The organism is Streptomyces sp. NPDC085524 (assembly GCF_044541755.1).
Taxonomy (GTDB): Bacteria; Actinomycetota; Actinomycetes; order Streptomycetales; family Streptomycetaceae; genus Streptomyces.
This window is the reverse complement of sequence record NZ_JBITTH010000002.1, coordinates 1-17,275: the sequence shown is the minus strand read 5'-3', so window position 1 is coordinate 17,275 and position 17,275 is coordinate 1. Positions and strand designations below refer to the sequence as shown.

Annotated in this window: 18 protein-coding genes and 2 pseudogenes; 9 read left to right on the top strand and 11 right to left on the bottom strand. The window is 70.1% G+C overall.

The features are described 5' to 3' along the window. Nucleotides 1-195 precede the first annotated feature (195 nt). Nucleotides 196-1,566: a glycosyl hydrolase family 28-related protein gene (locus ACIGFK_RS02740; protein WP_376661310.1), complete on the bottom strand. Its 1,371-nt coding sequence runs from the start codon at nt 1,564-1,566 to the stop codon at nt 196-198. A gap of 161 nt (nt 1,567-1,727) precedes the next feature. Between ACIGFK_RS02740 and ACIGFK_RS02735 the strand changes: the two genes are divergently transcribed. Both ACIGFK_RS02735 and ACIGFK_RS02730 read left to right on the top strand, forming a co-directional pair. Continuing rightward, nucleotides 1,728-2,318, top strand: a complete 591-nt coding sequence (locus ACIGFK_RS02735) for an ABC transporter ATP-binding protein (protein WP_376660829.1) — start codon at nt 1,728-1,730, stop codon at nt 2,316-2,318. Nucleotides 2,319-2,322: 4 nt separating this feature from the next. Then, nucleotides 2,323-2,541 carry a hypothetical protein gene (locus ACIGFK_RS02730; protein ID WP_376660827.1) on the top strand — a complete coding sequence of 73 codons (219 nt, stop codon included), beginning with the start codon at nt 2,323-2,325 and terminating at the stop codon, nt 2,539-2,541. Nucleotides 2,542-3,091: 550 nt separating this feature from the next. Here the strand turns inward: ACIGFK_RS02730 and ACIGFK_RS02725 are convergent. The 3 genes from ACIGFK_RS02725 to ACIGFK_RS02715 form a co-directional block, all read right to left on the bottom strand. Continuing rightward, nucleotides 3,092-4,894 (bottom strand): multicopper oxidase family protein, encoded by a 1,803-nt coding sequence (locus ACIGFK_RS02725; RefSeq protein WP_400050242.1) that lies wholly within the window; start codon nt 4,892-4,894, stop codon nt 3,092-3,094. Nucleotides 4,895-5,552: 658 nt separating this feature from the next. Beyond that, on the bottom strand, nt 5,553-7,157 hold the full coding sequence (locus tag ACIGFK_RS02720; RefSeq protein WP_400050240.1) for a phospholipase: 1,605 nt from the start codon (nt 7,155-7,157) through the stop codon (nt 5,553-5,555). Between the two features lie 254 nt (nt 7,158-7,411). Then, a complete protein-coding gene (locus ACIGFK_RS02715) occupies nt 7,412-7,786 on the bottom strand; it encodes a hypothetical protein (protein WP_400050238.1) in 375 nt (124 codons plus the stop codon). A gap of 204 nt (nt 7,787-7,990) precedes the next feature. Here ACIGFK_RS02715 and ACIGFK_RS02710 point away from each other — a divergent pair, with 204 nt between their 5' ends. Beyond that, the gene (locus ACIGFK_RS02710) at nt 7,991-9,031 is read left to right on the top strand and encodes a sulfotransferase family protein (RefSeq protein ID WP_400050236.1); all 1,041 of its coding nucleotides are present in this window, start codon (nt 7,991-7,993) and stop codon (nt 9,029-9,031) included. A 105-nt stretch (nt 9,032-9,136) separates the two neighbouring features. Here the strand turns inward: ACIGFK_RS02710 and ACIGFK_RS02705 are convergent, their stop codons facing one another. From ACIGFK_RS02705 to ACIGFK_RS02695, 3 genes are all read right to left on the bottom strand, one after another. After that, complete coding sequence (locus tag ACIGFK_RS02705) at nt 9,137-9,259, bottom strand: hypothetical protein (protein WP_386471025.1); 123 nt, start codon at nt 9,257-9,259, stop codon at nt 9,137-9,139. A 97-nt stretch (nt 9,260-9,356) separates the two neighbouring features. Beyond that, nucleotides 9,357-9,575 (bottom strand): hypothetical protein, encoded by a 219-nt coding sequence (locus ACIGFK_RS02700; protein WP_376660821.1) that lies wholly within the window; start codon nt 9,573-9,575, stop codon nt 9,357-9,359. Nucleotides 9,576-9,667: 92 nt separating this feature from the next. Beyond that, nucleotides 9,668-10,066 carry a hypothetical protein gene (locus ACIGFK_RS02695; protein WP_400050234.1) on the bottom strand — a complete coding sequence of 133 codons (399 nt, stop codon included), beginning with the start codon at nt 10,064-10,066 and terminating at the stop codon, nt 9,668-9,670. A gap of 460 nt (nt 10,067-10,526) precedes the next feature. Between ACIGFK_RS02695 and ACIGFK_RS02690 the strand changes: the two genes are divergently transcribed. Further along, the gene (locus tag ACIGFK_RS02690; RefSeq protein WP_400050578.1) at nt 10,527-11,042 is read left to right on the top strand and encodes a DoxX family protein; all 516 of its coding nucleotides are present in this window, start codon (nt 10,527-10,529) and stop codon (nt 11,040-11,042) included. A 109-nt stretch (nt 11,043-11,151) separates the two neighbouring features. Here the strand turns inward: ACIGFK_RS02690 and ACIGFK_RS02685 are convergent, their stop codons facing one another. Continuing rightward, a complete protein-coding gene (locus ACIGFK_RS02685; protein WP_400050232.1) occupies nt 11,152-12,072 on the bottom strand; it encodes an EamA family transporter in 921 nt (306 codons plus the stop codon). A gap of 79 nt (nt 12,073-12,151) precedes the next feature. Here ACIGFK_RS02685 and ACIGFK_RS02680 point away from each other — a divergent pair, with 79 nt between their 5' ends. Beyond that, nucleotides 12,152-13,093, top strand: coding sequence for a LysR family transcriptional regulator (locus ACIGFK_RS02680; RefSeq protein WP_386471035.1), 942 nt, complete (start codon nt 12,152-12,154; stop codon nt 13,091-13,093). 68 nt (nt 13,094-13,161) lie between these two features. On the opposite strand, the gene ACIGFK_RS02675 is transcribed toward ACIGFK_RS02680, so the two are convergent. Then, on the bottom strand, nt 13,162-13,707 hold the full coding sequence (locus tag ACIGFK_RS02675; protein ID WP_376660816.1) for an SMI1/KNR4 family protein: 546 nt from the start codon (nt 13,705-13,707) through the stop codon (nt 13,162-13,164). Between the two features lie 143 nt (nt 13,708-13,850). On the opposite strand from ACIGFK_RS02675, the gene ACIGFK_RS02670 reads away from it, so the two are divergent. The 3 genes from ACIGFK_RS02670 to ACIGFK_RS02660 all read left to right on the top strand — a co-directional run bounded on the left by ACIGFK_RS02670 (nt 13,851) and on the right by ACIGFK_RS02660 (nt 15,873). Continuing rightward, the gene (locus ACIGFK_RS02670) at nt 13,851-14,588 is read left to right on the top strand and encodes a VOC family protein (protein ID WP_400050230.1); all 738 of its coding nucleotides are present in this window, start codon (nt 13,851-13,853) and stop codon (nt 14,586-14,588) included. A gap of 210 nt (nt 14,589-14,798) precedes the next feature. Further along, a complete protein-coding gene (locus ACIGFK_RS02665; protein WP_376660814.1) occupies nt 14,799-15,266 on the top strand; it encodes a hypothetical protein in 468 nt (155 codons plus the stop codon). A gap of 166 nt (nt 15,267-15,432) precedes the next feature. Next, a complete protein-coding gene (locus ACIGFK_RS02660) occupies nt 15,433-15,873 on the top strand; it encodes a VOC family protein (protein ID WP_400050228.1) in 441 nt (146 codons plus the stop codon). Between the two features lie 89 nt (nt 15,874-15,962). Here ACIGFK_RS02660 and ACIGFK_RS02655 read toward each other — a convergent pair. Both ACIGFK_RS02655 and ACIGFK_RS02650 read right to left on the bottom strand, forming a co-directional pair. Continuing rightward, nucleotides 15,963-16,307, bottom strand: a pseudogene (locus tag ACIGFK_RS02655) (helix-turn-helix transcriptional regulator); the annotation flags it as partial. Between the two features lie 311 nt (nt 16,308-16,618). Continuing rightward, a complete protein-coding gene (locus tag ACIGFK_RS02650) occupies nt 16,619-17,065 on the bottom strand; it encodes an anthrone oxygenase family protein (protein WP_376660812.1) in 447 nt (148 codons plus the stop codon). A gap of 91 nt (nt 17,066-17,156) precedes the next feature. Here ACIGFK_RS02650 and ACIGFK_RS02645 point away from each other — a divergent pair. After that, nucleotides 17,157-17,275: pseudogene (locus ACIGFK_RS02645) on the top strand (TetR family transcriptional regulator); the annotation flags it as partial.

Below are 17,275 nucleotides of genomic sequence, written 5' to 3'. Positions count from 1 at the left end.
CTGAGGGTCTCGCACGCCAGCCTGCCCGCTCCGGCCCGCGCCATGCGGGGCCGCGGCGGGTACATCGGTCGTCGTGACAGCTCAGTTCGGTGCGGATCCGGCCCGCGGGCACGCTCCGGCGCCTGAGCGCCCCGTGCCGGCCGCCCACCGGACGTCCGGCCGCGGTGGAGCGGGCCGCCCGGACGCACCGGGTGGCTACGCGTTGAGCGCCGACCAGAGCCACTGGCCGCCGACCCGGACGTAGAGCCGCTTGTTCGCGGAGTCGACGGCCATGGTGCCGTCCAGGGGCTGACGGGTGAAGGAGGCGTCGGTGACCGGGCCGGGCACCAGCCGCAGGGGCGGGTTCGGCGCGTTCTTGACGGGAATCGTTCCGGTCGCCTGGGCACCGGTGGTGCCGTAGCTGTTCTCCACCCGGAAGTCGCCGGTCGAGGACTGCTCGTAGTAGATGTGGGTGCCGGTGGGCGCGGTGGCGTAGAGCCCGACGACGTTGCGCAGCACGGCCGTGGAGCCCGGGCCCGAGTAGAGCGCGACGCCCGCGTTGACGGTGGCCTTGTCCCGGTTGGCGATGACCACGTTCTCGAGCGCACTGGCACTCGCCGCCCAGCTGATGATGTTGCGCGCGGTGGCCGGGGTGCCCGCCGCGAAGTCACCTGCGTAGCAGTAGATGTTGGTGGCGTAGACGTGCCGGCATCCTGCGTCGGTCTTCAGGTGCGGGCCGCCCTGCATGCGGGAGGTCTCGAACTTGCAGTCCGTGATGTAGATGCCGTTGGGGTTGTTGGTGGTGACGGCTCCCTGGCCGATCCACAGCGCGCCGGTGCCGAAGGCCTCCAGGCGGCAGCCGATGAAGTGGATCTGATTGATGTTGTCCTTGCTGTGGCCCCAGGCGCCTTCGGTGGCGGAGGAGGCGTTGCGCAGCCAGATGTTGGGCTGGGTGGTGCTGGCGGTGGTGCCGGTGCAGTCCTCGATGACCAGGTTGTAGAAGCGGGAGTCCCAGAACTCCACGGCGTCGATGCACAGGTCCTTGTTCGAGGTCATGAAGACGTCGCGGAAGTAGGAGTTGTTGTTGTAGTAGAGCTCCAGCAGGAGGCCGGTCTTGCCGTTGCCGTTGAAGCCGAGGTTCTCGACGGAGCAGTAGCGGCGGTGGGTGGCACCGGTGGAATAGGCCGCTCCCGTGCCGGACATCCGGAGCAGGATGCCGTCGCCGCCCTTGATCAGCATGGACGCCTTCGCCCCGGCGCCGGCCAGGCGGATGCCGTCGGCCTTGACGGCGAGCGCGGGTGTCCCGGCCGCGGGCTTGACCAGGTACTTCCCGACGGGGAAGTACACGGTGCCGCCACCTGCGGCGGCCGCCGCGTCGAGTGCGCGCTGGACGGCGGCGGTGTCGTCGGCGGAGCCGTCGCCGACCGCGCCGTGGGCCTTCACGTCGAACCAGTCCGGCGTTCCCGCGGCAACGGCCGCGGTCGCCGCGGCGGCCGTGCCGGTGCCGGATATCAGTGCGGTCCCGGTGAGCCCGGCCACTGCCCCCGTCAGCAATGCACGGCGGGCCGTCTTCGGCTGTTCGGTCATGGTCTCCCCCTTGTGATGACGGACAACAGTGATGATCTTGCCATCCGCCGCCGACAATCGAGCGGCCCGACGCCACCCGACTGTGGGGTTCGGATATCCGAACCCCACAGTCGGGTGGCGGCACCATCGTTCCCCGCGCTCCGCACACCCCCGATGGCTTCATGACCTTCTCCACGACACCGACCGCCGCCCGCGCCGAGGATCTGCACCGCCGCTACGGCCGTGGCCCCGCCACCGTGCACGCCCTGCGCGGAGTGACCGTCGAGTTCCGTCCTGGGACCTTCACCGCAGTCATGGGCCCTTCGGGTTCCGGCAAGACGACGCTGCTGCACTGCCTCGCGGGGATGGACCGCCCGACCACCGGCACGGTCCGGTGGGACGACACCGAGATCTCCCGGCTTCGCGAGCGCCGCCTGGCCCAACTGCGCCGCAGCCGTGTCGGGTTCGTCTTCCAGGCGTTCAACCTCATGCCCGGCATGACCGTCGCCCGGCGCGCTCCCTGCGCCCACGCCGGGCCCGCGTGCCCGCAACATCGTTCCGGGCCATGCGGACATGGACGCCTTGGCGGCCGGCCTTGGTCCCGGTCCTCCCCCGCGGCGCGTCGATGTACGTCATGTGCTGCGCCAACGGTCTGCGGCAGAAGAGGTGGCTGTGGGCGTGAGCGACGCACCGTCGGAAGACGTACTCGCACAGTTGTGGGAGTAACACGGACGCGCTCCGTACCCCGACGGCTTCCGCGGCATTGCCGTTGAAGGCGTGGAACCGATCCTTCTGGACTCGGACGTCGCCGGCCTCGTCGACACAGAGCCGAAGGGCGAACTCGACGGCAGTGGCATCGTCATCCTCTGGGCCTGCATCGCAGACCTCGACGAGATCGTGCCGCTGATCAACTCGGAGTATTGCGCCGCCTATTTCGCGAACCTTCGGACCATGGCCAGACTCGCAGCAGCACGCCACATCCCCACCGCGACCTGACCCGTGAAGCCGAAACCGGGTTCGAATCTGCCGCGACCTCGCCAAGGCCCGGCCCGATCCCGCCCGATCAGGCCACAGACCGTCCTGACTCAGAAGCCGTATTCATACCGATCACCGGGTGTGGTGATCGGGTTTCCTGATCGGGTGATCTCGGGATGGTCGGCGCATGAGAGCAGGGCCTCTTGACGGCTCGGAGGTGTTGAGTCCAACCGAGTGCCCAGGAGACCCTGTTGTCACAGCTGCACGCGCTCCTGGCTTTGTCGTTCAACTTGTCAGCCGTGTCGTGCGATTGCCTCGCCCCTGTGTACGGGACGGCGGCGGCCCGGCCGACTGGCGGCGGGTGTACCCGTCCAACATGACGGACGCGGAACGGGCGGCGGTGCGGTCGCAGCTGCCGGTGCCAGCCTGCTGGAGGGCATGGGCGGTAAGCCGAGGGCCACTGCCACCGGCCGATGGTTCGGCCCCCTTCGCGAGCACGGGCCGGAGCTGTTTGCGGTTGACCGCGTCCGTGGTGGCCCGACTGTTGTGGGCGACCACGGACGCTGACCCGTCAGTGGTCCTGCTTGCGCCTGCCTCCGATTTGGTACGGCCGCATCATCTCGTTGTCCTCGTGCTCGACGATGTGGCAGTGCCAGACGAAGCGGCCAGGGCGGTCGAACCGGGCCTTCACCCGGGTGATTTCTCCTGGAAAGGCGATCACGGTGTCCTTGAAGCCGCGTTCCCAGCTCTCCGGCGGAATGGGCGGCCCGTTGAACGGTTGCCGGTCCACCACCTCGAACGCCACCTCGTGGATGTGGATCGGGTGGGCGTCCACGGTGAAGTTGTGCAGCTCCCATGTTTCGGTCGCGTTCAGCCTGGGGTTCTCCGTGACCGGGTCGGCCCATGCGAGTGCCACCGGATTGCCGGCCGCGTCGAGCGTCCCGAGCAAGTTCTGGACAGGTGTTCCCGGCGGCACCAGGGGGCTGCTGGAATTCGCCTCGGTGAGAGAGAGCCGACGGGTCACGCTCGCCGAGCCGAGTGGCCTGATCCTGGGCAGCCTGAGCCGGTCCGGCGGAACGCTGGTGTCCTTGCTCGCCAGCGGGCCGACCACGAATTTCATCACCTGCCCAGTGGTGGCCGGATCTGCCACGGGGAAGGCCACGCCTGGTTCCCCCCGGCCGAAGGGTTCGTCCGCGCCCTCGTTGATGAGGTACAGCTCGGTCCCTTCCGGGATCCCGGTGAAGTCGACGATGACGTCGGCCCGCTCCGCGTTGGCCAACAGCAGCCGCTCCAGCTGCACCGGTGCGGGCAGGAACCCGCCTTCGTTGCCGATCTGCCAGAACGGTACGGCCGACTGAGCCGGCCGGGCGGTCGGGCTGTCCGCGATCTTCAGGATGAGGAACCGGGCATTGCATCCGTTGAGCAAGCGCAGCCTGTAGCGACGCGGTTCGACTTCGAGCTTCGGCCATGTCCGGCCGTTGACCACCATGGTGTTGGCGAAGAACTCGGGGTTCCAGATGGGGGACACGTCGGTCGTGGGAATGTAGGGACCCGCAAACCCGTCGAAGAATTCCCGGCTCGTGGGGTAGAACAGCGAGCCGTCCGAGTTGAACGAGCGGTCCTGGATGGCCAGGGGGATCTCGTGGTACCGCGTGCCCGGCGGATCGCCGAAGGCGGGCGCCGGTCCGGGCAGCTTCCCCTTGGGCAGGTCGGACTCGCCGCCGCGGAGCAGATAGAACCCGGCGGGTCCGGCGTAGACGTTGAGCCGGGTCAGGCCCAGGGTGTGATCGTGGAACCAGAGGGTCGACGCCCGCTGGTCGTTGGCGTAATGGAAGGTCGCGGTACCCGGCTCCCACTCCAGGCCGTGCGCTTCGGCGAACTTCTCCCGGAACTCGTCGTAGAACGAGCCCACGGTGGCGAATTCAGGAGGAATGTTGTTCGCGCGCGGCAGGTACCACGCTTCGGTGTAGCCGTCGCTCTCCTCGGTGGAATGCCCGCCGTGCAGGTGAGTGACGATCGGCACCGGGCCGGTATATGGACCCGGCGTCGACGTGAAGGTCGGCCGGGAATCACGCCCGGCGTCTCCGCCCGGCGGATTCGCCCAGTGCAGGGTGGGGTCGACCGCCAGCAGGTGCGGGAGGAAACGGCCCTGGCTGTCGACGAGATCGTTCACCCAGGTGACCCGGACAGGCCGGTTGGTCTTGGCCTCGATGGTGAACGACGGGTAGTTGAACGTGCTGTTGTCCCCGAGCGAGCCGTATCCCCACAGAGTGGTGGACGGCAGAGTGGGAGGCAGTACCTGCTGGCTGAACTGCCGGACGCCGATGACGTACGTGTCGATGCCGTGCCGCTCCGAGTGGCGGGCCTTCGGCATCACCGGCGGGATCACCAGGTTGGTGACGTACTTCGGAATGGTCGTGGGGTCCAGGGTGGGGACCGGGAAGGTGCCGACAGCCCCGGCCCCTCGGGCCGCCCCGGTACCCTTCGGGAGTGCCACGGCTCCACTGGGTCCTGGAAGAACCAGTGACGCCCCGCCAGCGGCTCCGGCTACGAGCACGTCTCTTCGCGCGATCATTTCTCTCGCCTTCTGCAGCCCGAGGGCGCGGATCATTTCCGCACCAGATGTTACGAGTCACGCACAGTGAGTGACGGGACGACGCCTGGCGTGTCGGCGGACCGGCGGTACCGGGCGGTGCGCGGGCTGTGGTCGGCGCGGTGACGGCCCGAATCCGCTACCGCGATTTTCGGACCTGGCATGGGTCAATGACGGATTGTGATCGCTGAATGCCGCTGGCATGCGGGATCCGGAGGACGCGGGCGTGACTGCTGAGCGCCGGGCGTTTGGTGAAGGGATCCGGCTGAAGGCCGGAGTCGGGTTGGGGGGGGGTACGCGGGTCTCCACCGGAAGGCCGGCGCTGCCCCTGCGGGTAACACGGCGGCACCGGCAGTCCGCCCCTTCGCGCGGCGCCGCTACGGAATACGCCGCAGCGGCACCGCCGTGCGGGCCCCGCCCCCGGGGCGGGGCGGAGCCGTCAGGCCTGGCAGAGGCCGCGGGCGTAGTCGTACGTCGCGGTGGTCTGCGAGTAGCGCCACTGCGGGTCCAGCAGGTCGCGCTTCAGCTGCTCGGCCGCGGCCGGGCTCTCGACGACGTACCCGAAGTCCTGGAGCCAGGACGGGTAGAGGTTCTTCGAGCCGATGTAGAAGGCCGATCCGTCGACGGAGACCAGCTTGTGGTGCTGGGCGTACGGCTTGCCGTCCGCCCAGGTCGGCCGGTCCGAGGCACGGAAGGTGGCCAGCTGGAGGTTCTCGCACAGGGCCGTACGCGCCCGCGTGCCGTCACCGGTCAGGGACGCCACCCGGCCGCGCAGGGCGTCGCTCACCTCGGAGAGGGACTTGATCTGCGAGTAGCCGCCGCTGCCGATCGTGCCGCGGTTCGCCGGGTCGCTCACGACGATGCGGACCTTCACGCCGGACACGAGCTTCGCGGCCAGGGCGTCGTACAGGCGCACGTCGTAGCGGGGCAGCGGCGGGCAGGTGGCGTGGACGTCCTGCTGGGAGATCTCGATGTGCGAGGTCGCACTGGAGACCAGGGCGCGCAACGCGCTCTCCTCCGGGTTGACCGTGTCGTAGTCCCGGTCGGCGTTCGTGTTGTCGTGCAGTCCGATCCCGCACTTGGTGTCGCCGGCGGTGGGGAGGACGGGGCGGAAGGAGGAGGTGGGGTCGCTCTGACGGATGCCCACACCGAGACCGCCGACGGCGAGCGCGGGCACGTTCCCCCCGCCCTCCGGGACGGCGGGCCGGGGCAGGGTGGGCATGCAGTCCGCGCCGGACGAGGCGGCGAACCAGACGGAGCCCCAGTTGCCCTTGTTGCGGCAGGTCCAGTCCCACAGGGAGTCCAGGTAGCGGCCCGCGGAGCCCGCCGCGGGCCCGGACAGCGCGAGGTCCACGTCGCTCACCGGGTGGGCGGTCTCCAGGTAGTCGTCCTTCCAGCTGTTGATGCCGCCGGTGATCACCGAAGTGCCGTCCACGACGACCAGCTTGGAGTGGTTCCAGGAGAACGCTGTCTTCGAGGTGGTCATCGACGCCACGTTGAGGGTGATGCTGCCGGCGGCGGGGCCCAGCTTCGCGATCAGTTCGTCCCGGTAGGACGAGGGGATCACCGTGGAGTGGTAGACGGGCGCGGCACCCACCATGATGCGCACCTTCAGCCGGTTGCCCTTCCGGGCGGACTCCCGGAGGCCCGCGACGATCGCCTCCTGGTAGCCGCCGTCGGGGAAGGGCGCCAGCGTCGATATGTCCACCGTCTGCCGGGCGTCGGCGATGTCCTGGCGCATCTTCTCCAGGAGGCGGCGCGAACCGGGCCGGTCGGAGCAGGCGTCGTCGCCCCAGCAACCGGGGGTCTGGAGCAGCCAGTCGGCGCCCCCGGGCGTGGACGAGCCGAGGCGGTTGCCCGAGGTGCGCTCCCAGACGGACCCCTGGAGGCCGGGCGAGACCTGACGCAGGGTCTGCTCGACCGAGTCGAGGTGCGGTGTGGGCGCCTCGGCGGCGGCCGCCGGGGCCGCGGTGGCGAAGAGGGAGAGGCCGAGTGCGAGGGCCGAAGTGGAGACGAGAGCCGTCGTGCGGACGGTGCGTGCCAATGTGGTTCCTTGAACTGGGGGGGGTGGCTCTGGTCGGGAGCGTGGTCGACCACGGCTCCGACCTTGATCAACTCCAGCAAGTTACCAGCTGGTAGCCATCTGTTCACCTGACCCTGTCGAGTTCCGGCCACGGGGGGCGGGCCCCGCTGGCATCCTCGGCTCCGCGCGGCTCGGCATCACCCCTGAGTGCGCAGCAGGACCGCCTCTCCGGTTGACGAGGGACGGTCCTGCTCTCGGCTGCTCCGGCGGCAGGGCTATACGACGCAGGCGAGCGGCACGTAGCCCTTGACGCCCCGGTAGGTGATGTAGGACCACCGGTTGTCGCCCTTCCAGCCGCAGAGCGAGTAGGTGCCTGCGAGCGATACCTGGCAGGCCGCATAGGTCGCCTTCGCTCCCTTCGGGAGAAGACCGAGGGCGGTGGCGTTGACCTTGGCAGCATTACGGATCTTGACGTTCTCGTGGGCCACCGCCGGGTCGAGGGCGCATGCCGCCGTGGCCTGCGTCGGCACGACGCCTGCCTGAGCCGGGACGACGCCTGCCTGCGTCGCGGCGGAGACGGTCCCGCTCGCGAGGACCAACAGCCCTGCTGCGGCACTCCCGAGCACCGGCGTCAGCTTCCTCGTCTTCACCAACAGCTCCCCGTGTTTGACGGCGCAATTCGTTCGGGTTCGGACCATACGGGAGGTGTGCGGGCGTGACCGACCAGGCACGGCCGTACCGCTCTCCTCGACGGAGACCACATGGTGCTTGCTGCCAGGCAGAGGGGTCGGGGGACGGGATTGCGGGAAGTCTGCTCGCGGTAGCCACGGTCGACGCTGAGGGAGATTGCTGACGTGCGTACTCTGACCTTCGTTGTCGGTACGGGCCGGAGCGGGTCGACCGCGTTGTCGGGCATCCTCAACGCACATCCGGATGTGCTCAGCCTGAACGAGCTCCTGTCGTCCGTGCAGAGCCGGGGATTCCCCGAAGGCCGCCTGGGCGGAGAGGAGTTCTGGCGGCTGCTCGCCGATCCCAATCCCCTCTTCGAGCGGATGATCCGCAACGGGGTACCGATGCCCGAGTTCGTCTACACGCGCCGTCCCGGACGGTTCGCGACCGAGACCACCGGCATCCCCGCCCTGTCCCTGATGGTGCTTCCGCACCTGAGCGATGACCCGGACGGGCTCTTCGACGAGCTGGAGAAGCAGGTGCGGGGCTGGCCGAACCGCACCGCCGCCGACCATTACGAGGCCCTGTTCCGCCTGCTGTGCGCACGATTCGGGCGCACAGCCGTGGTCGAGCGGTCGGGCTACTCACTGGAACGGGTGCCGCTGCTGCGCAGGGTCTTCCCGCAGGCACGCTTCGTGCACCTGTTCAGGGACGGGCCCGACTGTGCGCTGTCCATGAGCCGGCACACGGGATACCGGCTGATCTTCCTGCTACGGGACATCCTCGCCCGGACCGGCGCAGAGCGCGTCGAGGAACTGACCGAAGAGCAGATCCGCTCCCTGCCGCCCGAGCTGTCGCAGCTGCTGGCCGAACGGTTCGATTCCGCACTCGTGCTGGACCGCGAGCTGCCGCCGACCGGCTTCGCGGCGCTGTGGTCGCAACTCATCCTCCAAGGTGTGGCCCATCTCGACACGGTGCCCGCTCCCGAACGGACCACTCTCGCCTACGAGGACCTGCTCGACGAGCCCCACGAAGAGCTGGCCCGGCTGGCCGCCTTCATCGGTGTCGAGCCGCTCCCGCAATGGCTCGAGGCCGGCGCCGCACGCCTGGACGGCAGCCGCCGAGGCGCCTCCCGGCGTCTGCCGGCGACAGAACTCGCCGCCGTTCGGGAGGCGTGTGCCCCCGGTGTGCGGGCCTTGGCAGACCGCCACGGGCAGAGGCCGTAAAGCCCACGGCCTCTGCCACCGTGATCGGCAAGGAGCCGAGTCCGTCCAGCCGCCCCGTCGACGAGACGGGCGGCCGGACCAGCCGGAACGGGCCGCCAGGCCCGGCTACTCGTCGCCCTTCGGCCGGTCCTTCTCGCACCACTCGTCTTCGAGGATGCTGAACATTTCGGAGTCCCGCCAGCCGTCCCGGATCAGCGCGGTGTGACGATGACGTGCTTCCCATGTCATACCGAGCTTGCCGAGCACCCGCGCCGAGCCGCGGATCCGCGGGTCACAGGTGGCATGGATGCGGTGGAGCCCACGATCCCAGAACCCTCTCGGGCGGTCAGCCGACCGTCCAGCCGTACTCCCTGTGGGCGGCATCTGCTTCCTCTGCGCCGAGCCGGACAAGCCCGGACTGCTCGCCCCGCAGTCGAAAGATGCCCGCTGCCCAGTCGGCAAGCTGCGCCGCGGCCACCTCGACGGTGTCGAAGACCTCGCCCGGTCCCCCTCGTTCGGCGTCCGCCACGGAGACGGCGAGCAGCTTCCGGATGCCGACGAGCACCGGGTGTCCGGAATCCGGCTCGGACCCGGGTGCCGTGCGATCGCCGTCGGCCCCGGCCGTCACCAGGAGCGGCGCTCGGGCATCGGCCCCGGCTACGTCAGCCGCTCGGCCCGGTCCGGATCCATCCCGGGCAGCACGCCGAGCGCGATGAGCGGGGCCATGACCACGAGGACGGCCCCGTACAGCGTCAAGGGGACACCGGTCAGCAGGGCGGGGACCAGTGACAGCAGGCGCGGGACCCGTCGTCCGGACAGGAACAGCGTCCAGCGGGGGAACACCTGCCCCCACGCGTGCAACAGCCCGAGCAGCAGGAAGACCCCGACCATCGCGGCCAGCACGGTCACGTCGACGCCCACCTCCGCGGCCGCCGCCGACAGCCCCGACGCGCCGGCGCTCGTCGTCCTCTGCCAGTCGGCAGCCGAAACTCCGAGCGCATCGCCGCCCAGCGTCCAGATGCTCTTGGCTCCGGCCCACGGCACGAGTCCGCACATGAGCAGATACACCGTCCAGACATGCCCCGCCCCCCTGCACGGTACCTGCCCGGCTCAGCGGTCGTCGGCCGGCGCGGCACGCAGCCGGTCGAGCCGGGACACGGCGCGGGCGGCCCAGCCGTTGCGCAGGTGCAGCGGCAGGCTCACCGTCACCCCGCTACGCCCGGGTCGCGGACCTCCACCACGAACGGGTCCTCGCCGCGCAGCCGCAAGCAGGCGCCGCGACCCGCGGCGGGGCAGTCGGTGACGGAGCCGTCCGGCAGGGAGCCGTCCTCCTCGACGGCGGCACCGCCGAGAGTGCCCCCGGCCCTCGGGCCGTTGGTCTGCGGCCGAACGGGTCGTCGGCACGACCCGCCGCCGTTGCGGCCAGGTCGTCGCGGACGTGCGCCGTAGGGTGGCCGTCGCTCACCGGCGCCGGAAGGACGGGACGTCCATGTGGCAAGACCAGAGGGACCGGGCGATGTTCACCGTCGCGTCGTCCCCCGGCACCACCGTGACCCACGACGTGGGTCTGCTGGTGCTCCGGATCGTCGTGGGCCTCGCGATGGTCGGTCACGGCACGCAGAAGCTCTTCGGATGGTTCGGCGGTCCGGGGCTCGCCGCGACCGGCAAGGGCTTCACCCTCGCCGGATACCCCGCCGGCGACGCCATGGCCGTCATCGCCGCCCTCTCCGAGACCCTCGGCGGCCTCGGCCTCGCCCTCGGCTTCCTCACCCCACTCGCCGGAGCGGCCCTGATCGGCACCTTCGTCAACGTCCTCGACGTGCGGGGGCTCAGCGCCTTCTTCCCCCCGAAGGGCGTCGAACTCGAAGTGCTGCTGCTCACCGGAGCCCTCACCGTCACGCTCACCGGGCCGGGGCGCTTCTCCGTCGACCACTTCCTTCCCGTACTGCGCGAGTCGCGGCCCCGGTACTCCCTGTTCGCCGTGGCGCTGGGCGTCGTCGCGGGGTTCACCGTTCTGCTCATCCGGGACTGATCCATTCCGCGGGCGGCGGCAGCGCCCGGGCCGCAGGCCGCGCCCCGTGACCAGAGCGGGTCTTGTCCTTCGACATGACGCGATCCTCCTGCCGTCCTCCCGCCTGAGATCAGGAGTGTGAGCGGGTGGGCGTGGGCAGCTGTCCCGCGACGATCGCGGCGAGTGCGAGCCCGAAGCCCAGGAGTTGGACCGGACCGAAGGTCTGTCCGAGGACGACGGCACCGAGCAGCGCGGCGACCAGTGGTGAGAGCAGGACGAGTACGGCCACCGAGGTGACGGGCAGCGTGGTGATGCCGCGGAACCACAGGACGTACGAGATCAGTCCGCCGACCAGGCCCAGCCAGAGGTAGCCCAGGGCGGCGGTCAGGTCGACGGCGGGCGGTGCCCCCTCCACCAGGAAGGTGACGGGCAGCAGGAACAGCCCTCCTGCGGTGAGCTGCCAGCCTGCGAAGGCGGTCGGGCCTGCTGTGGGAGGTCGTCCCCAGCGTTTGGTGAGCGTGATGCCGAGTGCCATGGACGCTGCGCTGCCGAGGGCAGCCAGGATCCCGAGGTCGTCGAATGCCGCGCTCGGCCCGATCACCACCAGGCCGACGCCGGCCATGCCGGTCAGTCCCCAGGCCAGCCGCCAGGCGGACAGCGCCTCGCGCAGGACCGCCACGGCCAGGAGGGCGATGATGAGCGGCTGGGCCGCCGCCAGGGTGGCAGCCACGCCTCCCGGCAGGCGTTCGGCCGCGGTGAACAGCAGCGGGAAAGGGAGGCCGATGTTCAGCAGGCCGAGCGCTGCGGCCCTCCCCCACCATCCTCCGCGCGGCAGCGTCCGGGTGAGTGCCAGCGCGATCAGGCCGCCGGGGAGCGCCCGCAAGAGCCCGGCGAACAAGGGGTGTCCCGGGGGGAGGAGCTCCGTGGTGGCGATATAGGTCGTGCCCCACACGATGGGGGTGAGCGCCGTCAGGACGGCACGCGGCAGATGTCGATGGGGGACGCCGCCGACGGTGCCGGCCAGAAGGCTCCGAGTTGCTGGACTGGTCATGTCCGCAGTCTGATCCGGCAGTGATCAATGAGTCCAACACATGTTTGTCACCTCATTGATCGCGGTGGAAGATGGATCGATGGAGCTCCAGCAGATGCGCTACGTCGTCGCCGTCGCCGAAACGAACAGCTTCACCCGGGCTGCCGGGCGGTGCCTGGTCGTCCAGTCGGCCCTCAGCCACCAGATCGCGCGCCTGGAGAAGGAACTCGGTGCGAGACTCTTCGAGCGCACCAGCCGCCGGGTGCGGCTGACACCGGCCGGTGCCGCGTTCCTCCCCATCGCCCGTCAGTGCCTGGACGCCGCCGAGCGCGCGGTCGCAGAGGTCGCCGCGGCCGTCGGGGAGGTACGCGGACGGCTCGCCGTGGGTCTGATCCCCAGCGTCGCCGCAGTCGACATCCCCAGCGCCCTGCGCGACTTCCACCGGCAGCACCCGGACGTGCGCATCACCCTGCGCGTGGGTGCGAGCGAGGAACTCACCGAGCAGGTCAGGGAAGGGGCACTCGACGTGGCCTTCCTCGGACTTCCGACCACCGCGCGCCCCGAAGGCGTCGAGGCCGTCGAACTCGCCCGTGACCCGCTCGTCGCGGTGGTCGCCCCGGACCACCCCCTCGCCCAGGAACCGACAGCCGACCTCCGCAGGCTCTCCGCCGAGGTGTTCGTCGACCTGCCGGCCAACACAGCCGGCCGCGTGCAGTCCGATCAGGCATTCGCGGCCGCCGGTCTCAGCCGAGACGTCGCCTTCGAAGTCACCAACGCCGACTTCCTCGCCCGCCTGGTCGGGCAGGGCCTGGGCATCGCCCTGCTCCCCTCCGCCTACGCCGCCCAGCTGGCCGGCGTCACCTCCGTGCAGGTCACCGACGCGCCGACCCGCGTCGAGCACCTCATCTGGAGCCACGCCGGCCGCACACCCGCGGCAACTGCCTTCCTCACCCTTCTCGGTCTCCCGAACGCGCTCCGCCCGAAGGAGGACGCCCCTGTCGCTGTTTCACAGGTGGTCGGCGGACGAGGCGTTGGCCAGTAGGCGCTCGGCCCAGATGGGCGAGACGGCGTGAGAAGTGAAGGCCTGCGAGGCGACCCGGAGGGCGCGGCTCAGGCATTCCGCCAGTTGACGAAGGACACCTCGTCCCCCAGGACCACACTGATCTTCCGCTCCCGGAAGGCCTCGTCGTTCAGGACCTTGAGGAGGAACTCGGCCATCCCGAGGGAGTGCAACTGCATCTCGTCGGTGTACCTCACGTACGTCAGGACGGGCCATCGATCCGGGTCCTCGTCCGTGGTCACCCAGCAGTAGATGTCCGCGCCCGAGGTCACACCCCAGGCCACGATGGACTCGAGGTCCACGTCGAAGCCGCTCTCCCCACGGCAGCTCTCCCAGAGCTCACGGGCGATGCCCGTCTCGTCTTCAAGGCCCGGTCCGTCCGTGTACGGATAGCCTTCGACATGCAGGGACGGCAGCAGGATGCTGATGACTCCGCTGATCACCCCCGACCCGTACACCTCCATGAAGCGGACGTAGTCCGACGGGAAACGGGTTTCCCAAGCCGCTTCGACCTCGCCCCAGTCGACACGCTCGTCGACCCCGTGAGCCACCGGCATGAGCTCGGCCAGTGCCGCTACCGCTTCCGTCCCGCGCATGTCCCACCCCTCGTCTCGCTGACCGCACGGTGCGGAGCGTCGTCCTGGAAATGCCCAACCTACGAGGCCCGGTCCTGCAATGGATCTCCGGGGCGCAGTCTCCGGGGCCCCGGCGGCCGGCGGCGGCTTCTATGATCATCCGTATGGCAACGCGACTCGTTCAGATCAACATGAAGGCCCACGACGACTCCGCGCTCGGCCGGTTCTGGGCTGAGGCACTCGGTTGGGGTGTCGACAGCGAGGGGCCCGGCGTGACCAACCTCGAACCTTTCGGCTTCGCCTACCCCGACCCGGTGGCCGTCTGCATCGACATCATCGCCCGCCCGGAGCCCAAAACGGTGAAGAACCGGGTGCACCTGGACCTGGCCACCACCTCGACGGCCCATCAGGCGGAGTTGGTCGCGCGCCTGAAGGATCTCGGTGCGACGCTCGCCGACGTGGGTCAGGGTGATGTCCCCTGGACGGTCATGGCCGACCCGGAGGGCAACGAGTTCTGCGTCCTGGAGCCCCGACCGGTCTACCGGGACACCGGGCCGATCGCCGCGGTGGTGGTCGACTGCACCGACCCGCGGGGCATGGCCCGGTTCTGGGGCGAGGCGATGGACTGGACGCTGCACGAGGTCACGGACGTACAGGCGACCATGCGCTCCGCCCAAGGGGTCGGCCCCTACCTGGAGTTCATCCGCACCCCCGACACCAAGAGCGGGTGGAACCGCGTCCACCTCGACGTCAGGCCGTACCCCGGTGACGATGTGAAGGTGGAAGAAGCCCGGCTGCGCGCCCTGGGCGCCACCGACCCCGGCATCGACCAGTCCGCGATCCACTGGACGGTTCTGGCCGACCCGGAAGGCAACGAGTTCTGCCTCCTCTCGCCTCGCTGACCCTGCGGCGTCGCTCGGCCGAGCCGCCGGGAACCGTTCGGGGCGGGGGCTCGTCCCTTCCCCTCGAGAAGCCCGCACCGGCGGACGGTGGCGTCCCGCTGACGTCGGGGAACGGGGAACGGGGGACGGATGGCCGGGATCAGGGGCAGACGGATCGGCAGGGCCGGGCTGGTCGTGGTGGTGGCCGCCACGGCCGCAGGCGCGGGCGCCTTGTTCCTGATCGACCGGTTCGGCGGCCCGGCGGAGAGTCGAGCGGCGATCACCGAGGCCTGCGAGGGGCTGGTGGATCCGGACGCGTTGATGCGGTTCGCCGGCGGCAGGAAGGTGGAAGCCGAGTCTCCGGGTGACCGCGTGTGCCTGCTCAGCCGACAGGTGACCTTCGAAGGCGAGCACAGGATGGACGACTTCTTCTCGCTGCGGGTGGTCGCGTCCAAGGATGCCGAACCGGGCGAGAGCCGCTTCGACCTCTCCTCCCGGGCTGTCACAGTGACCGCGAAATGCGCCGATCCGGTCCGGTCGGCCGGAGTGACCTCGCTGCGGGTGACGGCCGGCACCGAGTTCGAAGCCGCGACGCGCGGCGAACCGGGAGCACTGCCGGCGCTGGCGCGCGAGGCGGCCCTGCGCGCGGCGGCGAAGGCAGGCTGCACGACCACCCTGCCGGCGGCCCCGAAGCTCTGACGGCGCACGGCTCAGGGCATGCGTCCCCGTCCCTCGGCTCCTTGCCGGGACGAGCGTGCTCCGGTGCCGGTTCGGCGGTCTGCGGGTGTCGACGACGTACGACCGGCTCCGTCCCGGGAACATCAGGGGGCACCACCGGCCGCACGAGGCAGAAGGAGAATCCGGCATGGCGATTCAGCGGATGGACAACGTCGGCATCGTCGTCGAGGACATGGACGCCGCCATCGCGTTCTTCGTGGAACTCGGCATGGAGCTGGAGGGCAGGGCTGAGGTCGAGGGCCTCTTCGCCGACCAGTGCACCGGACTCGACGGCGTCCGGTGTGACATCGCGATGCTGCGGACCCCCGACGGTCACAGCCGGCTCGAGCTGGCGAAGTACCGCAGTCCCGCGGCGATCAGCGCCGGGCCGCGTGACCGGCCGCACAACGTCCTGGGTACGCACCGCGTCATGTTCGCCGTCGACGACATCGAGGACACCGTTGCCCGGCTGCGCCCTCACGGCGCCGAACTCGTCGGCGAGATGGCCCGGTTCGACGACAGCCATCTGCTCTGCTACCTCCGCGGCCCGGAAGGCATCATCATCGGACTCGCCCAGCAACTGCGCTGAGAACGAGAAGCCGGGCCGACCCGAAACCAGCCGGGTCCGTGTGGCCGGCTGAACGCAGGCGCGCCGCACAGCCGGGGACCGAGCCCGGTTCAGCCGCGGCGCGACGGGATGCGGCCCGCCTCGTGGGCGGCGACGGCCGCCTCCACCCTGTTGCGGGCGCCCAGTTTCGTCAGGACGGCGCTGACGTGTGCTTTCACCGTGCCTTCGACGAGGTGCAGTCGGGCCGCTGTCTCAGCGTTGGGACAGCCCTGCGACGAGCCCTGCCAGGACCTCGCGCTCCCGCTGCGTGAGCCGGTCCAAGGAGCGGTGGGGATGGGCGGTGCGGTGGGCGCGCATTCCGGCGATGACCCGGCCGGCGACACGGGGGACAGGTGGGCGCCGCCGGCGCCCACCGCCCGTACGCCGTTGAGGAGCTCTCTCGGGTCGTCCGCCTTCTGGATTCCGCGACCCCGGCCAACGCCCATGTCCTGTCGCCGGCCACGGTTCTATACCCTGACCGTGATACCGCCGCGCTCCTGCTGCCCTGGCTGGCGGGACGGCACTGGCGCGGCAGGCGCGAACTCGTACGGGACGGCTGGAGGTTGGCCCGGACGGGTCGAGGCTCTGCAGCTCGGCCATTTCCGGTACCTCCTCTCGCTGTCGCCCGGCGGGTGTCGGCGGGCCCACGTCCTGGGGATGCCGGCGGAGTCGGGCGCGTCGGCGTCCGGGCCCTGGGTGCGGACCGCGGACTTGAGGTCCCGCGGGCTCAGACGAGGGCGGTGACCAGCAGGGTGAAGGCGGCGATGATGACGGCGACGCGGGCGTAGTGGTAGCGGTCCCAGCGGTTCATCTGCTCCTTCCAGTCGGCGGGCCGGTTCTCCGGGGTCCACGTCTTGCCCCGGTCGTTGATCGGGACGAGCAGCAGGATCGACATGATCACGCTGACGATCAGCAGCGCGCCGGCGGTGACGACGAGACCGGTGCCGGGGTTGCCCCATCCGGCAACGGCCCAGACCGCGGTGAGGGCGAGTGAGCCGATGTACCAGACCGGCATCACGGCGCCGAGCATCCGGCCCCCGTGGGAGCGGGCGAGCTGGTCGCCGTCCTCGGGGAGCGCGCTGAAGATCCGGTTCATGACGAAGGCGACGGAGAACTCCACCCCCACCATCAGGCCGACGACCACGGTGGTGAATACCTCGAGTGCGTTGAACATGACGCCCCTCCCAGGGATCTAGCACTGCTAGCTGTTGAGGCAACGCTAATACTTCTGCCGCTCGCTTGTCTAGCGGTGCTAGCATCGAATCATGTCGGTACAGGAACGCAAGGCACGCGAGCGGGCGGAGCGCGAGCGCCTCATCGTGACCACGGCCCGCGAACTCGCCGAGCAGCAGGGCTGGGACGCGGTCACCACCCGTCGGCTCGC